Here is a 16,346-nt window from a genome sequence, read left to right on the forward strand (position 1 = left end):
ATGACCCCGGAAGAAAGCCGACGCATCGTCTACGGCGCGGCCCGGGCCCAGGGCCTCGACCCGACCGGCGCGCAGCCGCTCCAGCCGGAACACGACCACGTGTACCGGCTCCCGCACGCCGGAGCCGTCGCCAAGGTGCACGGCCCCTCCACCAGCCGCCGGGACGCGCTGCGCCAGCGCCGTGCCGCCCGCTGGCTGCGCAGCAAGGGCATCGCCACGCCCCGGCCCGCCGGCATCCACGTCAACCCGATCCAGTGCGACAGCCCGCTGGGGCCCCTCCAGGTGACCTTCGCCGACGACCTGGGAGACACCCCGACGACCCCCGGACAACTCGGCGCCCTCCTACGGAAACTGCACAGCCTCGACAGCCCCGATTTCGAGCTGCCGGTCTTCGACCCCTTCAAGCGCGTGGCCGACCGCATCGAGGCGCTGCCCGCCGCTGTGCTGCCCTCCAGGGAGCGCACACGCCTGCACCGGTTCCTCGCCACTGCCCGCACCGCCTGGCAGGCCCTCGAGTGGCCCGACCACGGCGGTCTTCTCCACGGCGACGTCGGCCCGGCCACCAGCATCCTGGCGCCTTCCGGCGCGCCCACGCTGATCGACCTGGAAACGCTGTCCGTCGGCGGGCCCTGCCTGTGGGACGCCGCCGCGATCTCCTGGCGCCGCGATGTCTTCGGCGCCCCGTCCAGGGAGCATGCCGAGTTCACGGCCGAGTACGGCATCGACGCGTCCCGATACGACGGCGGGCGCCCCTACGAGGTGATGTCCAGGATCTTCGCGCTCCGCGGGTACCTGACGGCCGCCGAGTACGCGCTCACCGAACCCGACCGGCAGTCCCAGGCCGACCTGCGGCACAGCAGTGTCGCCGACCCGCTGCCGCCGTTCCCCTGGAACTGGAGCCTGGACAGCCGGCTCCCGGAACCCAAGCCCGCACCGTGACCGCTGCCCCCGATCGACGCGGCTCCGCGAAGCCGAGCGCCGCTGGGTCGATGTTCCTGGCCGGCCCCGCGCGCCAGCAGCCGGCGCGGCAAGGGTGGCCGTCGATGTTCCTGGCCGACCCCTACTCCCACGACCGCGATCAGCCCTCCTCCGGGCACCGCGCGTCGGTTCCACCGCAGAAGGTCTCCGGTACCGGCTGCCCGATCTGTGGCGCCCGACTCCACATCTCCCGCGGCGCGCTGCACCTCCTGGCGTTGACGGCCCAGGGACTGACGGCCCGAACGATCTGCCGCCGCTCACGCCAATCCCTGGACCGGGTCACGCTCGACCTCGCGGCCGCGGCCGCCGAACTGGGCGCGGCCAATCCCGAGCACGCGGTCGACATCGCCCTGCGAGGCGGTCTCCTGCCCTTCGGCAGGCACTGGCTCTCACAGGCGAAGCCGCTGTCGCAGGCGGACCTGACGGCCCTGCGTCTGATGGCCGACGGCCTGACCTCCCGCGAGATCGGCCAACGCACCAGACGTACCGCCCGCGCCGTCGACACCGGGCTGCAGCGGATCCTCACCCGCCACGGCTGGCGCACGAGAGGGCAGGCCGTGGAGAGACTGCACGCCGCCGACCTCCTCGACCGGACCCACCCGTGCCGGTGCGTGAACGACACCAGCCCCGGAACAGCAACCACATAACGACCTCCACCGAACCCCAACAAGCCGACGGACGCTCAGACCCCGTACTCCGCTTCGCCCCTCCGGAAGGCCCTTGCCATGACCACTGACGCCCTCCCCGCACCGCCCGGTCCGCTGGAACGGGTTCTCGGCCTGCACCTGGCCCACCTCCACGCCACCGTCGAACCGGGCGTCACTTCTCAGCTGCCCTTGCGACCAGACGCCCTGGAGTCCGGGCGCAGCACCGCGCTGCGTGAGGCCGTGGAGGCGGGCTACAGGCCCGCGATCGCGCGCTACTACGGTGCCGGGCGCCGAGAGTGCGACGAGTGGCTCTCCTGCATCATTGAAAACGCGCCCGGGCGTGGGTTCGTCGACTCCGGCCCGGGGTCGGCGCACCGGTACCAGATCGTCGAGGAGCAGGCGGCCGACGTGCTGCTCGCTGCTACCCATGTCCTGGACTTGCCGGTGCTCACCGATCGCACGCGTGAGTACCTGCACGTGCGGTTGGGCTCGGTCAAGCATGAGGTGAAGGCCGGGCGCCCGGCGCCGCCGGTTCCCGGACGAGGTCGCGTCCCGGACGTGGCCGGGGCGCCGTGCCAGCTGTGTGCGCTGGTGCGCAGTGCGCTGCTCGACCGGGGCGCCCCGATGGCGAGGCGCAAGAGCGAGTGGTGCGAGCGGGAGTGGCGCGGCCGTGTCGCCACGGCCCGGGCTGAGGCGTTCCTGGAACGCATCGGCCGGCCGGGCCCGCCGACCGCGACCGTGCTGATGGACGCGCAGATCATCGCGGAGATGAGCGCCGTCGAGGAACACACCGGCCAGCTGGCCCACCTCGTCGAACTCGCGACCACCACGTCGCTGCGGCTGCGCTGCGTCCCCACCCGGCATTCGCTGCTGGTTTCCCGCGTTCTGCTCACCCTCGACGGCGGCACTCTGGTCGCCGAGCTCTCGCCCAAGCACGTCGCCTACGACACAGGATCGCCCGACGACCTCGACGACCGGGTCCGAGCCGCGTTCTCGGCTGAGGCCACCCTCACCCTGCGGCGGCGCGCCGCCGCAGGGCCGTTGAGGCAGCCGTGGCTGTGGTGACCCGGCGGCCGCTCGCCGCCCGGGCCTGGCCCTACCAGCAGCAGGCCGACAGCGGGCAGCACGCCGCCGGGATGGCCGCCGCCGGCGAAGGCGCCCCGACCCTCCCGCTCGCGGGAGGACCGGTGCGCTACCGCCTGCGCGCTCTGAACACCCGGCTGGAGGCGCGGTGAACGCCGCTGCGCACCTGCCGGACGGCTACGCCTGGGCAACCGGCCTCGACCACGCCCAGGCCCTGCTCACCGACGCGACCATCCCCCTCCTGGCCACCGGCGAGCAGGAGCGCGACGAGCGGATCGCCGCCGTCCTCACCCGCTACGGGCCCGCCGCCGGGCCGCTCCCGCGCCCGGCCCGGGCGTGCGCCCGCGTCGTGTCCACCGGCGACGACCCGCGCCTGGGCCGGCTCGCCGCCACCGCGCTCGGCCGCCCCCACCACCACTACCCGACCCTCACCCAAGCCCTCACCGACCCCGGCCCGGCCGGCGGCAGCGTCCTGCTCACCGCCGACCCCGCCCACCTGACCCTCGCGCATCTGCTGCCCGCCCTCGACACCTGGACCCGCCACGGCACCCGCCTCGGACTGCTCACCGGCCGCGACACGCCCGCAGCCCTGTTCCTCCTCGCCAAGATCCTCGCCGCCCCCTCGACCCCGGACGGGACTTCCGCGCTGATCGACGGCACCACCGGCCGCTCCCGCCACCTCCACCGGCCCGGCGCGCCCCGGCTCACCACCGCCGACGCGATCGGCTCCCCCTGGCGCACCCTCCTGATCGACGCACACGGCTCCGCCGCCCACGCCCACCTCGGCACCGCCGTCCTGTGCGGCCTGCCCGGCGACGCCGAACGCACCCGCACCGGCCACCTCGTCCCCGGCGGCTGCACCCCCACCCAGTGCAAGACCGCCCCCTCCAGCGGCCTCACCGTCCACCACCCGCACGACCTGCACGCCGACGCCCTCGGCCTCTACATCTGCAACGCCATCACCCTCGGCCCCGACGAGCAGTACCCCACCACCGTGAACCTCGCCCTGGACGCCGTCGACGGACACCCGGCCGCCATCTTCGGGCTGCTGCGCGGCGACGCCGACACCACCACCGAAGACCCCCACGCAGCCGCCGACCTCCTCCACACCGGGGCCGACCTCGGCGCCGTCACCATGGACGCCAACCGCCGCGCCGCCGAACGCGGCCTCACCGGAGGGGCCGCGATCCTCCTCGGCGACCCCGACCACCACCCCCACCCAGTACGCAGCGACCGCCCCGCGCCTCCCGCGCCCCGCACCAGCCACCCCCGCCCACCCGCCGCCCCCACCCCCGAGCGGGACCGGGAACTGACCGACTGGACGCAGCGCACCGCCGAGGCCACCCTGTTCGAGGCCGCCCTCGGCGACTCCCTCGCCCACCGTCCAGACCCGGGCCTCGACCAGTGCCTACGCTCCATGGCCGACGTACGCGCCGCCGCCCAGACCCTCCTGCGGCGCACCGCCCCCACCAGGCGCCTCGACCACGAGGAACTGGAACGCCTCGCCCACCAGTGGGCCGAGCACGCCCTCGCCCTGCTCACCCGCACCCGCGGCGGCGCGTTCGGCCGCCAGCTCACCGCGCTGCGCGCCACCCACCGCATCCACGGCACGACGCCGGCTCCCCCGTGCCCGCACTGCGCGATGCCGCTGACCGCGCAGCACCTCACCAGCGTGCTCGGCCCCTGCGACCGCATCGCCGTCACCTGCCCGCGCTGCGGGCCCGCCCACAGCCACCCCACCGGCCAGCCCCCGCTGACCGTCCACGCCCCCGCCGCCGTCCACCCCGGCCGACCCTTCACCCTCACCGTCGACGGCCCCGAACGCGGCCTGCTCGCCGTCCACTTGAGCCCGCGCAGCAGCCGCTCCGGCAGCTACGCCCACACCACCACCGACCTCGCGCCAGGGCCACTGACCGTCGGCCTCGACGTCCCCACCGGCCTGGTACCCGAACTCGACCGGCTCTGGCTCGTCCACGCCGACCGGTTCCGCCTCTCCCTCCACCAGCGGCGTGTGCCCGTCCTACCCACCGAGTGCAACCCTGGCAGGACCACCCGCACGTCGTAACCCCCGGCCAGCGCCCGCAGTTGGCCCAACACCACGTGCCCCGCTGGCCGTCGACGCGGACCGCATCCTGGAGCATCTCGGAACGCCCGGGCCCGTCCTTGCGGTGGACACCCTGGCTCAGGCACACCGCCACTGGCCCAGCCACCTGCCGCCATGGGACCTCGTGATCGTCCACAACCCGCTCCTGGCCGACGACGCACGATCGGGTCTCGAGCAGGTGCCGGCACGCACCCGCCTGTACCTCACCGCCGTCGAGGAAGCGGTGACCCGTGACCGCGGGGCCCAGACCGGCCTGGAGGAGTCCCATGTCGGGCCGCCGCCGCCTTGGTCGGCCTCCACGGCGACAGCACGGCGCTCACCCACCTCCTCGCAGCCACCGCCGAGCGGGAACCGTGGCTCGCCGACTACTTCTGACAGCGCCGACCACACCCCGCCCATCCCGCCGAACGTTGAACTCGCAGAAAGGAGAAGCCGGTTGAACCGCAGCCCACCCCGCGCGACCGCGCACGCCTGGCCCACCCAGTCCACCCGCTCCCACGCCCGTTCGGAGACTCACCGCCATGACGCCCGCCAAGCACTTCCCGCCCGAGCTGCACGACTGGGTCGCCGGCCATCTGCCCGGCCTGGCCGCGAGCGAGGACCGCTCCTGGCCGCGCAGCAACTCCCTCGTGTGGCACGTGAGGGGCGACTGGGACGCCTACGTGAAGATCAGCCCCAACGACCTCGACTTCGAACGCGAAGTCGCCGGATACGCCTACGCCGAAGCGCACCTGACCGACCAGGAGGCACCGCGACTGCTGGCCTGCGACCCGCACCTGCGCACGATCCTCAGCTCGCCGCTGCCCGGCCGCGTCGTCCGGGACCTGCCCCTGGAGACCAGCACCGAGCTGCGCCTGCACGAGGACGCCGGGCGGCTGCTGCGGCGCTGGCACGACGCGTCCGAGCCCGGCACGGACGCGGACCGCGCCGCGGTGCGCTCCGACATGCAGGACAAGGCCCAAGAGGCCGCCTTCCGGCGCTACTTCGCTGAAACACGGAATCCCGGTACGAGTTCACCACCGCATGCCGTCCGTCAACTGCCAACGGGTCCAGACCGGAGGCCGCCCTCGCTTCTTGCCCGCCGCCAGCACCGGCTCCAGCCGGACCCACTGCCCCGACGACCAGCAGCCGCTCTGCTTCCTTCGCGGCGTCACCCTCGAACGGGGCGAGCTACTGCTCGACCGGCCCGAAGTGGTCGTGCATGGCCGCGCCTTCCCCTTGCAGGGGCTGCATCGGCTGTCCGGGCCTGCTCGGCCGCGTCCTCCCACGCCGTGCCGGATTCGCGCGCGTTGGCGACGGAGGCGACCCGGACGTGGTGGGTGGAGGGGAAGTTTCTGATGCTCTCCAGCTCGGTCCACCGGAGGGGCGAGAGCCTCGTCACGGCCACGTTTGCTCCGACCTGCTGGGCAGCAGGCGGGCCCGCAGATCCGCGACGAAGGCTGACACGAACCCCGACTCCGGGTACTCGGCGGATCCGCCGCTGGGCCGCGCAGTAGTAACCGTACGACACTCGCCAGTCATCGGGCGCGGTGCTCGTCACCCCCGCCGTCCCACCACCGCGGCAGGCACGCGGGTCCACCCGTACTGGGCCGGGGCGGTTCTGTGCGGGTTGGTCAGGAGAGGTGATCGGGAAGCACGCCGTCGAGTACTCCGCGCACGACTCCGGCGACCGCTCGGGCGCCGTCGGCACTGACCGCGCCGTGGACGGTGACCGGCATGCTGCTGGGCGACTCGTCGGCAGGCAGGTCGGGGCGCAGGGTCCAGATGCCGCCGTGGATCTCGACCCACAGGCCCTCTCCGTTCCCCCACGTGCGGCCGTCCGGCAGCGGGGCGACCCTCAGGCCGACCGGCCCGGAGTAGGAGGCGATGCCGGATTCCTCAAGGGCGGCGCGCAGTACGGTGATGGCCTGCGCCCTGGTGGGGAGGTCGGGTTGCATGGGTTGCGGGTCGTGCAGTGCGAGGGTCGCCGCGATGAGGGCGGCATCGGTGAGGGACTCCCTGACCGCGTCCGGCGCCGGTCGGCCCTGGCGTTCGGCTGCGGTGAGCCACGTGTCCAGTACGCGGGCAGCGTCCTCGACCACCGGCACGGTGTAGTAGGCGGCCTCGTCCTCGGCACAGAGCTCCATCACGCTCTCCAGGGAAGCGTCGCTCGGCGGGGCCAGGTCGGGCTGGGGTGCCGCTGCCGGGGCATTGCCGGGGCGCGGCCCGAACGTCTCGCGGAGGTAGCGGATCTGTGCGGCGACGGTCTCGGCGATGGTGTCGGCGACGCCGGGCCGGAACTTCTCCCAGTCCGTTTCGGGGTCGCCGCCGCGGGGGTCGCCCTGCTCGTAGGGGTCGACGTGGACCTCGGCGGTCTGGTGGTAGTGGTCCGGGTCGTTGCGCGTCTTGTACTGGCTGGTGACGGTCACGGTGTCAGGCCGGAGGCCGGGACTGAGCTGGATCTCGATCCGGTCGAACCGCTCGGGTGCGTCGGGGGTGGGGAGGATCTCCAGTTCGAGGATCCAGCGGTCCTCGGCCGGGTCCTCGCTGTACCGGAAGTCGGGGTCGTAGGCGTCATGGAGCCACTCGGTCAGCTCGTGCGGGGGTCCGGCCAGGTCGCCCAGGACTTCGTGCCGCTTGATCGCGTCGGCGCCGGTGAGGATCGCGTGGGCCTGTCGCAGTCGCATGTACATGATCCGTTCGGTAGAGCGTTGATGGGGTCACACGGTCGCCCTCCGGTTGCCGGAGACCGACCACACTGCGCCTGGCTCCGAGCTTTACCGAGCGTACCGAGCTGTGCGGGCGCCTGCCCGGATTCCGGTGAACTCTGGTCCCGGCCAACTGGTTTGGCCAGACCGTCGCTCACCCCGAGATTGGCGACCCCCGCACCGAGGAGGAGGTGAGCAGCAGTCGAGCGGGAGTACCTGGCCCTGCTGTCCGACCTCCCCGACGACAGGCTCCGTCGCTCCGTGACCGGCGCGCGGGTCTTCGCTCAGCAGCGCCGGCCGACACACCAAGGCCGAAGCCCTCGCCCGGAAGGCATCGGCCCTCCAGTCCGTGACCTGTCTCGCCGCCGGTCTCGCCCGCAGCCTCAACGTCCTCGGCCGGCCCGCGGAGGCGCTGCAGGTCCTCACCGACGCCAATGCGGACACCCCCCAGGACCGGCGGGCCCGCGCCTCGGCACGCAGCTCAACGGACAGGACGGTCACGTAGGACGACCCCGCCCCCACCGGTGGCCGCGATCAGGGCCCCGGCACGGCTGAGGATGAACCGCGGACGGATGCCACGGAGCAGGACGGCGTTCCCACCCGCCCCGAACCGGCGGCGTCCGGTACGGCTTCTTCGGCGTCGCCGTTCAGGGAACCGGATGCGGATCCCAGCTCGGCAGCCGAGAACACACAAAGCTCGGATCAAGGCGCTGGCGCACTCAGCGATGCCCAGGCTGCGCCATCCTCGCAGGACACGACCCGGACCCTGCAGGAGCTCTGCCTGCAGATCCTCGCCACCGCGCAGGCCCCGATGCGCAGTGGCGATGTCCTGGCGGTCATCCTGCACCTGCAGACCCTAGGCCGGACCACCAAGCTCCTCAAGGTGAAACACCAGAAGGAGACCGTGCGCACGGCACTCAAGCGGCTGGCGGAGAAGGGCCAACTGGTCAAGACCGAGCCCGGGCTGTACGCGACCGCTCGCGACGATGCGCCGTTCGGTGCAGCGCAGAAGGCGGAGGCCGCCTAACGAGAGGCCGAGCGACAAGTCCCCTGATACGAGACGTCAGAGGGGAGAGGTGCCGCCGGCTTAGGCCCCGGCGGCACCGAGCGGTCCCCTGATACGTGGTCCGCATGCCCGAGCGTAGCCGAGGGAGGTTCCGCTCGGGGCCCGTGCGGCCTAATTCGCGTTTCCCGGGTTCCGGCGGCCCCAGCCGGTCGCCCGTCCGGGCGCGCGGGAAGGCGCTTTCACACATGCGTTCCTTGCGTTCCCTTTCAGAGCGCGGCGGCGGGGGCTCGGGTGGTGGCCGCAGGCCACAACACCGCGTCGAGTCCGTCCTCCAGCAGGCTGATGGTCACCACGCCCGCCCAGCTTCGACCGGCCAGCAAATTGGCGATCACCTGACGGTTCACCCCGGTGAGCGCCGAAACCTCCCACAGGCTCCAGCCCCGCTCGTCGATGTGCCACCGGAGGCCGCGCGCGATGAACAGCATGACGCGGGCGCGGGGGCGCAATGGCCCGGACTACCACCCGGACAACCACCGGGCCCTGGAGGCCGCCACCGCCCTGGGCCGCGCCCTCGCCGTCCAAGGCCGACGCCCCGAGGCCACACAACAGCTGACCCGCTGCGCCACCGCCTGGCGCGAGCACTTCGGCGCCCGGCACCCGCACACGGTGGCCGTCGAGGCCGACCTCGCGGCGCTGACCCGCCTCTGACGGCCGGTCCGCAGACAGGGCCCACACCCTCAGCCTGCGGACACCGGGCAAACCGTCCTACCGCTGTACCCGGTTGTCGGTCGCCAGCACGTCGCCCGGCACCGTCGAGCCCACCTGGCGCCGCAGCGCGCCGATCGCCGGATCGGAGATGGAGACGGTGAGCCGGTAGGGCGGCTGGCCGGTGATGGTGTTGTGCGAGTCGGTCGGTGCCATCAGCCGTTGCTGGACGGCGAAGCCGTCGAAGCCCGGGCACAGGGCCTCGGTCGGGAGCGTCACCTGTACGAACGCGCCTCCCTCGGGCCCGGCGTGGACGGTACCGCCCGGGTCGGACGGGGCGTCGTCGTCGCCGTGCGTCAGCGGGAGGCCGCGGGCCCCGCCGACCAGGCCGTCCGGGCCCTCGATCTCCACCGCCACGCCGTGCGGACCCAGTGGCGCCGACAGGTCCAGCGCGCGCTCGCCGGCGCCCGGGCCGAGACCCAGGCCAATGGTGAAATGCCCGGGGTCCTGTGCCGCGCCCCGCGAGAACCCGTAGGAGCTGAGGACGAGTTGGGGTCCCGGCGGCGGGGCGTCGGCCAGTGACCCGGCGAAGGTGAAGGACGCGGGCGCCGGCTCGAAGTGGTGGAAGCCCTTGGTACCGCACCTGGTGCCGTCGGAGACCCCGCCGCCGGGCAGCGCGACGTCCACAGTCGGCCGGGGCGATCCGGGCACCGGCCGCGGGCTGCGCATCGACAGGCCGTCCCGGTTCAGCACACCGGCCGGGTCCGTCCCGACCGCGACGGCCAGCAGCGCCGCGAAGACAGTGGCTGCGATCAGCACGGTGCGCCGGCGCCCGGGCCGGATCCACCGCGAGCGCGCCGCGCCGCGGGCCGCCCCGGGCGCGGCCCCGGGCGCCCAGCGGCGGCCGCCCAGGTCTACCGGCGGCTCTTCCCGCCACCGTGCGGCGAGCATCCGGGTCCGGGCGGTCGCTCCTCGAACCGGCCTGGTTCCTCACTCTTCTCGCACTGTGACCCCGCGCTGGCGCAACAGCGCCACCACCTCCTGGTAGTAGGTCAAGCCGCGGTTGTCCACCGCCCCAGAACTGGGCTGCGGATGGACCTGGGAGGCGATTCACCGGGTCCGGCCTCGTGTGCCGCTCAGCTGCCCAGAGTGCGGTCACGGTCTCCACGGGAAGGTCTCCCCCGCGCCACGGCGGCTGAAGTACTTCGCCCATGACCCTGGTGCCCCGCGATGCGAGCTTGCCGAACAGATGCTCGACCACCACCTGCTGAAGTTGGAGATCGTCACCACTGTCCGGGCGGCCGGGGCTCACGCCGAGCTGGAAGCCGCCAGCCGGGGCTGGCGCACCGACGTGCTCGCCACCGCGGCGGACGGCCGCCGCGTCGGCTGGGACGTGCAGCTCGCGTCGATCACCGCAGCTGAGATGGAGCAGCGCGCCGCGCGGATGGCCGCCGATGAGGTGACGGCATGCTGGGTGGCGCTGGGCACGGGCGAGCGGTGGCTGGGGCAGCAACCCGCCATCGGCGTGCATCCGCCTGACGAAGGCGACGGGCAGTGGCGGATCGCGGCGGGTCTGCTGCGGCTGGTCGGGCAGAGATCCGACCCGGCCCGGGGACTTCCGCCGGTGTGCTGGAATCAGGTCCAGGACGCCACGTTGCAGGACTTCGTGGGGTGGGCGCTGGCCGGCCGGGTCGTTCCGCGCAGGTTCGCGGAGTGCGAGAAGGTCTGGGTCGGCGGCTGGACGGCCCCGGCCTACCTGGAGCGTGCCCGGGCTGTGCTGATTGGCGAACAGGCGGCACGGCGGCCGATCGGCGCTGCTCGCCGCGCGCGGTGAGCCGGTGGAATGGTTGGTGGAGGGGATGCAGCGGGAGGTGGAGCAGCGGGAGGTGGAGTCGCTGGACGGCATCGTCGAGCGGATCTTGTACGTCGGCGGCGGGTTCACCGCGGTGCGGCTGGGTGTGGAGGGCGGCGAGAGCATGACGGTCAAGGGGGAGGCCCTTAAATGGGCGGCGTCGAACCGGTGTCGGGCTCCGCAGGTGATTTCCGGAACACGCCCGACCTCGGCTGTGGGCGCCGGGCGTCCGGGGTGCCTGTCACAGGGGGCCGGTACGCTCTCGACCGGCAGAGAAAGCCGTGTCGGGGTCCGGGGGAGGCACCTCCCGGACCCACTCTGTCGAGGCTGGTCCTACCGAACCGCTCCTCGTCGGCTCGGTCAGCCGCCACACGGTGGCCCGAGGCATGGGGCCGGCCGCAATCACGCGGCGCCTACATAGGCGGTGCTCTCCAGGAACTCGCGGACGATCGGCACTTCCCGTCGCGCGGTGAACTTCGAGCGGAGGTCGGCGAGCGTGGATGTGCTGCGGGCGGAGGTGATGCCGCCCATGTGGTCCACCGCCCGGTGGGCGGTGTCGATCGCTCCGTCGAGGTCGTCGAGGGCGATCCGGGCTTCTGCCTCGCGAGCCAGGTAGATGGCCGCTCCACGCGGATATTCGTCCTCGCGGTAGGTGTCGGCGGTGCTCAGCCCCGCGGACGCGTCCTCGAAGTGGCTGATGGCCTCCTTGGGCCGGCCCAGGTTCAGGGAGCAGGAGCCCTGGAGCATCCTGATCTCGCCCAGGTTCAGCCAGTAGACGCAGTCGGGGTCGGCGGCGGTGTCCTGGTCGCGTGCTCGGTCGTAGGCGGCCATCGCGGCATTCTGTGCGTGGGCTGCGGCCTGGCTGTCGCCGGCGTGCGCGTGGGCGCGGGCGAGGCGGGCGAGGAGCATCGCCTCCATGCGGGCGGAGCCGATCTGCCGGGTGTTGCCCAGGGCGCCGTTGACCAGGTCCACGGCGCCGTTCGCGTCGGCGGTGCTGTAGCGCATGATGGCCCAGAACGCCAGGGTGTTGGCGGTGACGACGGGGTCGCCGGATGAGGCGGCCGCCCGGAGCGCGACGAGGTAGTGCTCCTCGGCGAGTGCGTGCTGGCCGGAGTCGTAGGCCGTCCAGGCGCAGATCCGGGCGGCTTCGGCGGCTGCCGCGTACAGGCGCCGGCCGGTGGCCTCGGTGTAGGAGGCGGTCTTGAGCTGCTTGGTGATCAGGGCGAGTTGGGCGCGCGCGGAGGCGTGGACCTGACCGGAGCCGAACTGGTCGTCCTGGCGTCGCAGGATGGCCAGGGACTGCTCGAAGAGCGCGGGCACGCTCGCGCCGATCCTGGAGCCGGTGGTGCGGGCGGGTGCGAGCGGGGCGGTGGCGGCTTGGGCCAGGACGGGCGCCAGTCCCGCGACGATGACGAATCCTCGGCGGTCCATTCCTTGGCGGTCCATCAGTCCTCCTACGGCGGCGGCGTGGTCGAGCAGCTCGATCGCGGCCTGGGGGGTCCACCTGGCATGCAGCAGGTCTCGTGGGCCCATGCAGGCCAGCGAGAGCCATGCCGGCCACGGGCGGTCGGCGACCTCGCTCTGGGGGATGTTGTGCAGGACCGCCATCGCTTTCTGCGCACTGGGCTCGGGTGTGGTTCCGTGCCGGGTCCAGCGGGTGATGCGCTTGCGGTCCGGCGGGATGGCTCCGTAGCCGAGTCGTTCGTGGACGGTGCTCAGGCGCGCGAGGTACTGGGTCGCGGTCCAGTTGTTCTGATGGAGCAGGTAGGTCAAGGGGTGCTGGTCGATCTCCAAGCCCGCCACCTCCGGTTGCCCGTTCCGCTCATGATGCCCGGTCAGCTGCGGGTTGAGTATCTCCAGGCGCATGGGTGGTAACACGTGGGAACAGCCTGGGCACGGTTGGGCACCGCCGCGCTCTTCCGCGACCCGGCGGTCGGCGTGATGGTTGACCGTGCTGGACACGGCGGCCCTGGATCGGGCCCCGCTCGGCCGAGTCTCGCAGCAGCGCTGCCGGACTGAACCGTCGTCCGCCACTGCTGCGCCAACGCATCTCCGGCCCGGTATCGCCGGCGCGGGAGCCCGCACCACCCAGAGAGGTGACCGATGGCTCGACAACGCCTTCACCCCACCGCATCCCCGCCTCCGCCCGCGGCGGCAGCCCCGTCACGCGGTCCAGCTCGTGTTCTGGAGGGCGTGATGGTGACCGGGACCTACACCATCGGCAAGCGTGTGCGCTTCGAAGCGGCCCGGGAGCTCGATGGGGTGGACGCCAGCGACTCATTCACCGCGGAGGTCGTCCTGACAGCACGTGAGCTGACCAGGCCGGGCTTCGTCTGCGACTTCGGCGAGCTCGCCGGGCTCCAGGAGCACGTCGACGCGGTGCTTGACCACCGGGACCTCAACGCGGTGCTGGCCGATGCCAGCGACAAGGGCATCGCCGAGCACCTGCACGCCAGCGCGGAGGCGACCCTGCCCGGCGGCGCCCGCGAGCGGCTGAGCGAGGTGCGGATCCTCACCGGCCGACCCGTCTCGGTGGTCGAGCCGACGGCCGTCCGTTTCCGGGCCCGGCACTGGCTGTGTGGCCTTCCGGCCGGGCACAAGTGCGGCCGCCCGCACGGGCATGCCTACGTCGTCACCCTGCCGTTCGAACTGCGGGGCGACCAGATGCTCCCCATCCCCGGCCAGCTGCGCGCGTACCTGCTGGCCGGCTTCCACCAGCAGGTGCTGAACGAGGTGCTCGACGTGAACCCGACGTCGGAGCATCTTGCCGCGCACCTGGCCCGCTGGCTGACAGCGCGCGGCCTGGCGGATCCGGCGGGGCGCCCCTTCATCGTGCGCGTATCGGAGACGGAGAGCACCTGGGCCCAGTTCGCCCCGGACGCGGGGGCGTCTACGTGACGGGGCGGGGCCTGCTGCCCGTCGCGAGGACGGATGTGCTGCTCTGCGAGGTGTTCGGCCCGACCCTTCAGGGCGAGGGCCCCTCGGCCGGCCAGATCGCCTCGTTCCTGCGGACCGGGGACTGCAATCTCGCCTGTACCTCCTGCGACACCCCGTACTCGTGGGACTGGCAGCGCTTCTCGCGCGCCGAGCAGACGCGCCGAGTGCCCGCCGCGGATGTCGCCGCCGAACTGCTCCAGCACCCGACACGCCTGGTGGTCGTCACCGGGGGCGAGCCAATGCTGCAGCAGAGCCAGCTGGCGCCGGTGGCCGCCCGGCTCAAGAAGGCCGGGCGCCGCGTCGAGATCGAGACCAACGGCACCATCGCCCCAGCCGGCGGCCTGGACGAACACGTCGCCCTGTACGTGGTCTCCCCGAAGCTCGCCCACATGGGCGGCCCGGAGCACCGGCGGATCCACCCCGAGGTGCTGATCGCGTTCCAGGCCACCAGGCGCGCGGTGTTCAAGTTCGTCCTCGACAGCCCCGCGGACGCCGAGGAACTCGCCACCTTGCAGGACCAACTCGGCCTCGAACGGGTGTGGGTCATGCCCGAGGCCACCACCGCCGCTGCCGTCGTCGGCGGCATGCGGGCGCTGGCCGACGTCGCGATCGAGCGCGGCTGGAACGTCAGCTCCCGCCTTCACGTGCTGCTCTGGGAGGACGAACGTGGCCGCTGACCCGACGCCCCGGCAACTGACCTGGGACGACATCGACCGGCATGTCGACCGGATCGCCCGGGCCACGGGCGAGATCGGCACACCGCAGACCCTGGTGGCCGTCGTGCGCGGAGGCATGGCCCCGGCCGTGCTGCTGGCGCACCGGCTCGGCGTGCGGGACGTGCGGGCGCTGGAGGTGACCCACACCGTCGACGACAGCGCCAACACAGCGAAGACGGCCCGGCCGCAGGCCCGCAACACCGCCTCGCTGGGTGATCTGTCTGGCCTGGACGTCCTGGTGGTCGACGACGTCGCCGGCACCGGCGAGACGCTTGCGGCCGCCGTGCGCCTGGTCGAGCTGGCCGGCGCGGCCAGGGTTCGCAGTGCGGTGTGCGTGGTCAACGAGGCGAACTGGACCGGTGTGCTGGCGCCGAGCGAGGCGGTGACCGCCATCGGCGAGACGGTCTCGGGCTGGGTGGTCTTCCCGTGGGAGCGCGGGGCCTTCGAGGGCGAGTCGGCGGCGCCGCTGGCGGCCGGACCGAGGAAGGGATCTTCGTGAGTACGATCGCGTTCTGCCTGCTGTCCTACCGGCCCGATCACCCTTCGGGGATCGAGCGGTCCATCGCGGCCCTGGTGGAGGGTGTGCGCAGGCTCGGCCACACGCCGCTGATCCTGGCGGCCGGCCCCGGCCGCCAGGAGGACGTCAAGGAGCCTGGTCTGATCCGGCTGGAGACGATCACCCTGCCGCGCCCAAGTGCAGCGGGCCCGCCGTCTGCTGGGCCCGAGCCCGGTACAGGCCGGAGACGGAGACGCAGCGGACCGGCTCGCCCCAGCCGTCCGACGCGAACAGCTCGACGTGGTCGACCAACGGCGGGGTATCCCCGACCTCCTCCTCCGGCCTCACGCCCGCCGCCACCACCACGTCCCACAGCCCCTGCCCCGCGCCGCTGGGTGTGCGGGCCAGCACTTCCGCGTCCACCACTCCGGGCGTCCGCCGGACCACACCTCCACCAGTACGTCCCCCAGCCCGCCCGCAACCGTCCACGGCCCCTGCAGCGGGCAGCCGCGCACCGTCAGCAGCTCGCGCGGATACCGGACCGGCTCGACGAACCAGCCGTCCAGCCCCGCACACCGGCCCCACAGCGGTGCGTCTTCATCCTCTGCTCCGCCGACGAGCAGTGCCCGTATCGGGTGGGGGCGATTCCAGTAGGCCGGGTCGTCAGCGATCACCGCGGCAGTCTGTCACAGCGTCAGCAGCGCGGCGCTCGGCCGCCGCGGGTCACTCCTCGACAGTCGCCATGGTGTCGGCCTGGCAGGAGTGGTCCGCGTTGCAGCTCACCGCGGCGGCCGTGAACACCACTGAGCGAGAACGGCTGCGGGACCGCACAGGCCGCGAACAGCTTGAGCGACACGCCAGTGCCATAGATGCCACCGCGGCAGATCAGCTGAGCCTGGGACACCGCTGAACGCAACGACCTGGAACAGGCGAGAGAAGCAGTGCTAGGCATCCCAGTCCTGGTCCCTGCTCAGAGTTCGTAGGGGTAGAGAGCGATCCTCTCGCGCTCGATATGGAGCTCGACCCAGGTGCCAATGGAACCCGTCGGGCAGATCCGCGTGCTCGGTGTCGACGACTTCGCCCTGCGGAAGGGCGACTCGTACGCCACGATCCTGGTGGACCTGGAGACACGCCG

18 protein-coding genes are annotated in these 16,346 nt (G+C 72.8%); 13 read left to right on the forward strand and 5 right to left on the reverse strand.

The window, feature by feature from the left end; translation table 11 throughout:
- From ACIOGZ_RS28560 to ACIOGZ_RS28585, 6 genes are all read left to right on the forward strand, one after another.
- Positions 1–939 (forward strand): phosphotransferase, encoded by a 939-nt coding sequence (locus ACIOGZ_RS28560; RefSeq protein WP_400987971.1) that lies wholly within the window; start codon positions 1–3, stop codon positions 937–939.
- Entirely contained in the window at positions 936–1,625 is a 690-nt protein-coding gene (locus ACIOGZ_RS28565; RefSeq protein ID WP_400987973.1) for a hypothetical protein, read from the forward strand. Before ACIOGZ_RS28560 ends, ACIOGZ_RS28565 begins: the two co-directional genes overlap by 4 nt.
- A gap of 78 nt (positions 1,626–1,703) precedes the next feature.
- Complete coding sequence (locus tag ACIOGZ_RS28570) at positions 1,704–2,690, forward strand: hypothetical protein (RefSeq protein WP_400987975.1); 987 nt, start codon at positions 1,704–1,706, stop codon at positions 2,688–2,690.
- A complete protein-coding gene (locus ACIOGZ_RS28575) occupies positions 2,678–2,860 on the forward strand; it encodes a hypothetical protein (protein WP_400987977.1) in 183 nt (60 codons plus the stop codon). Before ACIOGZ_RS28570 ends, ACIOGZ_RS28575 begins: the two co-directional genes overlap by 13 nt.
- The gene (locus ACIOGZ_RS28580) at positions 2,857–4,773 is read left to right on the forward strand and encodes a hypothetical protein (RefSeq protein ID WP_400987979.1); all 1,917 of its coding nucleotides are present in this window, start codon (positions 2,857–2,859) and stop codon (positions 4,771–4,773) included. Before ACIOGZ_RS28575 ends, ACIOGZ_RS28580 begins: the two co-directional genes overlap by 4 nt.
- Before the next feature lie 560 nt (positions 4,774–5,333).
- On the forward strand, positions 5,334–6,308 hold the full coding sequence (locus ACIOGZ_RS28585) for a hypothetical protein (protein WP_400987981.1): 975 nt from the start codon (positions 5,334–5,336) through the stop codon (positions 6,306–6,308).
- A gap of 117 nt (positions 6,309–6,425) precedes the next feature.
- On the opposite strand, the gene ACIOGZ_RS28590 is transcribed toward ACIOGZ_RS28585, so the two are convergent.
- On the reverse strand, positions 6,426–7,478 hold the full coding sequence (locus ACIOGZ_RS28590; RefSeq protein ID WP_400987983.1) for a hypothetical protein: 1,053 nt from the start codon (positions 7,476–7,478) through the stop codon (positions 6,426–6,428).
- A gap of 370 nt (positions 7,479–7,848) precedes the next feature.
- On the opposite strand from ACIOGZ_RS28590, the gene ACIOGZ_RS28595 reads away from it, so the two are divergent.
- Entirely contained in the window at positions 7,849–8,004 is a 156-nt protein-coding gene (locus ACIOGZ_RS28595; protein ID WP_400987985.1) for a hypothetical protein, read from the forward strand.
- A 306-nt stretch (positions 8,005–8,310) separates the two neighbouring features.
- Entirely contained in the window at positions 8,311–8,526 is a 216-nt protein-coding gene (locus ACIOGZ_RS28600) for a hypothetical protein (protein ID WP_400987987.1), read from the forward strand.
- 245 nt (positions 8,527–8,771) lie between these two features.
- Here the strand turns inward: ACIOGZ_RS28600 and ACIOGZ_RS28605 are convergent, their stop codons facing one another.
- On the reverse strand, positions 8,772–8,990 hold the full coding sequence (locus ACIOGZ_RS28605; RefSeq protein ID WP_400987989.1) for a helix-turn-helix domain-containing protein: 219 nt from the start codon (positions 8,988–8,990) through the stop codon (positions 8,772–8,774).
- Between ACIOGZ_RS28605 and ACIOGZ_RS28610 the strand changes: the two genes are divergently transcribed.
- Positions 8,980–9,213 (forward strand): tetratricopeptide repeat protein, encoded by a 234-nt coding sequence (locus ACIOGZ_RS28610; RefSeq protein ID WP_400987992.1) that lies wholly within the window; start codon positions 8,980–8,982, stop codon positions 9,211–9,213. The two genes, ACIOGZ_RS28605 and ACIOGZ_RS28610, sit on opposite strands and share 11 nt — an antisense overlap.
- A 57-nt stretch (positions 9,214–9,270) precedes the next feature.
- Here ACIOGZ_RS28610 and ACIOGZ_RS28615 read toward each other — a convergent pair whose 3' ends face one another.
- Positions 9,271–10,029 (reverse strand): hypothetical protein, encoded by a 759-nt coding sequence (locus ACIOGZ_RS28615; protein ID WP_400987994.1) that lies wholly within the window; start codon positions 10,027–10,029, stop codon positions 9,271–9,273.
- Between the two features lie 430 nt (positions 10,030–10,459).
- Between ACIOGZ_RS28615 and ACIOGZ_RS28620 the strand changes: the two genes are divergently transcribed.
- Positions 10,460–11,044, forward strand: a complete 585-nt coding sequence (locus ACIOGZ_RS28620) for a hypothetical protein (RefSeq protein WP_400987996.1) — start codon at positions 10,460–10,462, stop codon at positions 11,042–11,044.
- Between the two features lie 420 nt (positions 11,045–11,464).
- Here ACIOGZ_RS28620 and ACIOGZ_RS28625 read toward each other — a convergent pair whose 3' ends face one another.
- A complete protein-coding gene (locus ACIOGZ_RS28625) occupies positions 11,465–12,856 on the reverse strand; it encodes a transcriptional regulator (protein WP_400987998.1) in 1,392 nt (463 codons plus the stop codon).
- A gap of 402 nt (positions 12,857–13,258) precedes the next feature.
- Here ACIOGZ_RS28625 and ACIOGZ_RS28630 point away from each other — a divergent pair, with 402 nt between their 5' ends.
- The 3 genes from ACIOGZ_RS28630 to ACIOGZ_RS28640 are packed head-to-tail and all read left to right on the forward strand — an operon-like array spanning position 13,259 to position 15,214.
- A complete protein-coding gene (locus tag ACIOGZ_RS28630; protein ID WP_400987999.1) occupies positions 13,259–13,960 on the forward strand; it encodes a 6-carboxytetrahydropterin synthase in 702 nt (233 codons plus the stop codon).
- Positions 13,957–14,676: a 7-carboxy-7-deazaguanine synthase QueE gene (locus tag ACIOGZ_RS28635; protein ID WP_400988001.1), complete on the forward strand. Its 720-nt coding sequence runs from the start codon at positions 13,957–13,959 to the stop codon at positions 14,674–14,676. Before ACIOGZ_RS28630 ends, ACIOGZ_RS28635 begins: the two co-directional genes overlap by 4 nt.
- Positions 14,666–15,214 (forward strand): phosphoribosyltransferase, encoded by a 549-nt coding sequence (locus ACIOGZ_RS28640; RefSeq protein ID WP_400988003.1) that lies wholly within the window; start codon positions 14,666–14,668, stop codon positions 15,212–15,214. Before ACIOGZ_RS28635 ends, ACIOGZ_RS28640 begins: the two co-directional genes overlap by 11 nt.
- Before the next feature lie 177 nt (positions 15,215–15,391).
- Here ACIOGZ_RS28640 and ACIOGZ_RS28645 read toward each other — a convergent pair whose 3' ends face one another.
- Positions 15,392–15,637, reverse strand: a complete 246-nt coding sequence (locus ACIOGZ_RS28645; RefSeq protein WP_400988005.1) for a hypothetical protein — start codon at positions 15,635–15,637, stop codon at positions 15,392–15,394.
- Positions 15,638–16,346: the final 709 nt, after the last annotated feature.

Source organism: Kitasatospora sp. NPDC088160 (assembly GCF_044741445.1).
Lineage (GTDB): Bacteria > Actinomycetota > Actinomycetes > Streptomycetales > Streptomycetaceae > Kitasatospora.

Coding starts and splice junctions, on each gene's coding strand:
- ACIOGZ_RS28570 (WP_400987975.1), top strand. CDS start 1,704: ATGACCACTGACGCCCTCCCCGCACCGCCCGGTCCGCTGGAACGGGTT.
- ACIOGZ_RS28630 (WP_400987999.1), top strand. CDS start 13,259: ATGGTGACCGGGACCTACACCATCGGCAAGCGTGTGCGCTTCGAAGCG.
- ACIOGZ_RS28610 (WP_400987992.1), top strand. CDS start 8,980: ATGAACAGCATGACGCGGGCGCGGGGGCGCAATGGCCCGGACTACCAC.
- ACIOGZ_RS28585 (WP_400987981.1), top strand. CDS start 5,334: ATGACGCCCGCCAAGCACTTCCCGCCCGAGCTGCACGACTGGGTCGCC.
- ACIOGZ_RS28605 (WP_400987989.1), bottom strand. CDS start 8,990: ATGCTGTTCATCGCGCGCGGCCTCCGGTGGCACATCGACGAGCGGGGC.
- ACIOGZ_RS28620 (WP_400987996.1), top strand. CDS start 10,460: ATGCTCGACCACCACCTGCTGAAGTTGGAGATCGTCACCACTGTCCGG.
- ACIOGZ_RS28560 (WP_400987971.1), top strand. CDS start 1: ATGACCCCGGAAGAAAGCCGACGCATCGTCTACGGCGCGGCCCGGGCC.
- ACIOGZ_RS28590 (WP_400987983.1), bottom strand. CDS start 7,478: ATGCGACTGCGACAGGCCCACGCGATCCTCACCGGCGCCGACGCGATC.
- ACIOGZ_RS28600 (WP_400987987.1), top strand. CDS start 8,311: ATGCGCAGTGGCGATGTCCTGGCGGTCATCCTGCACCTGCAGACCCTA.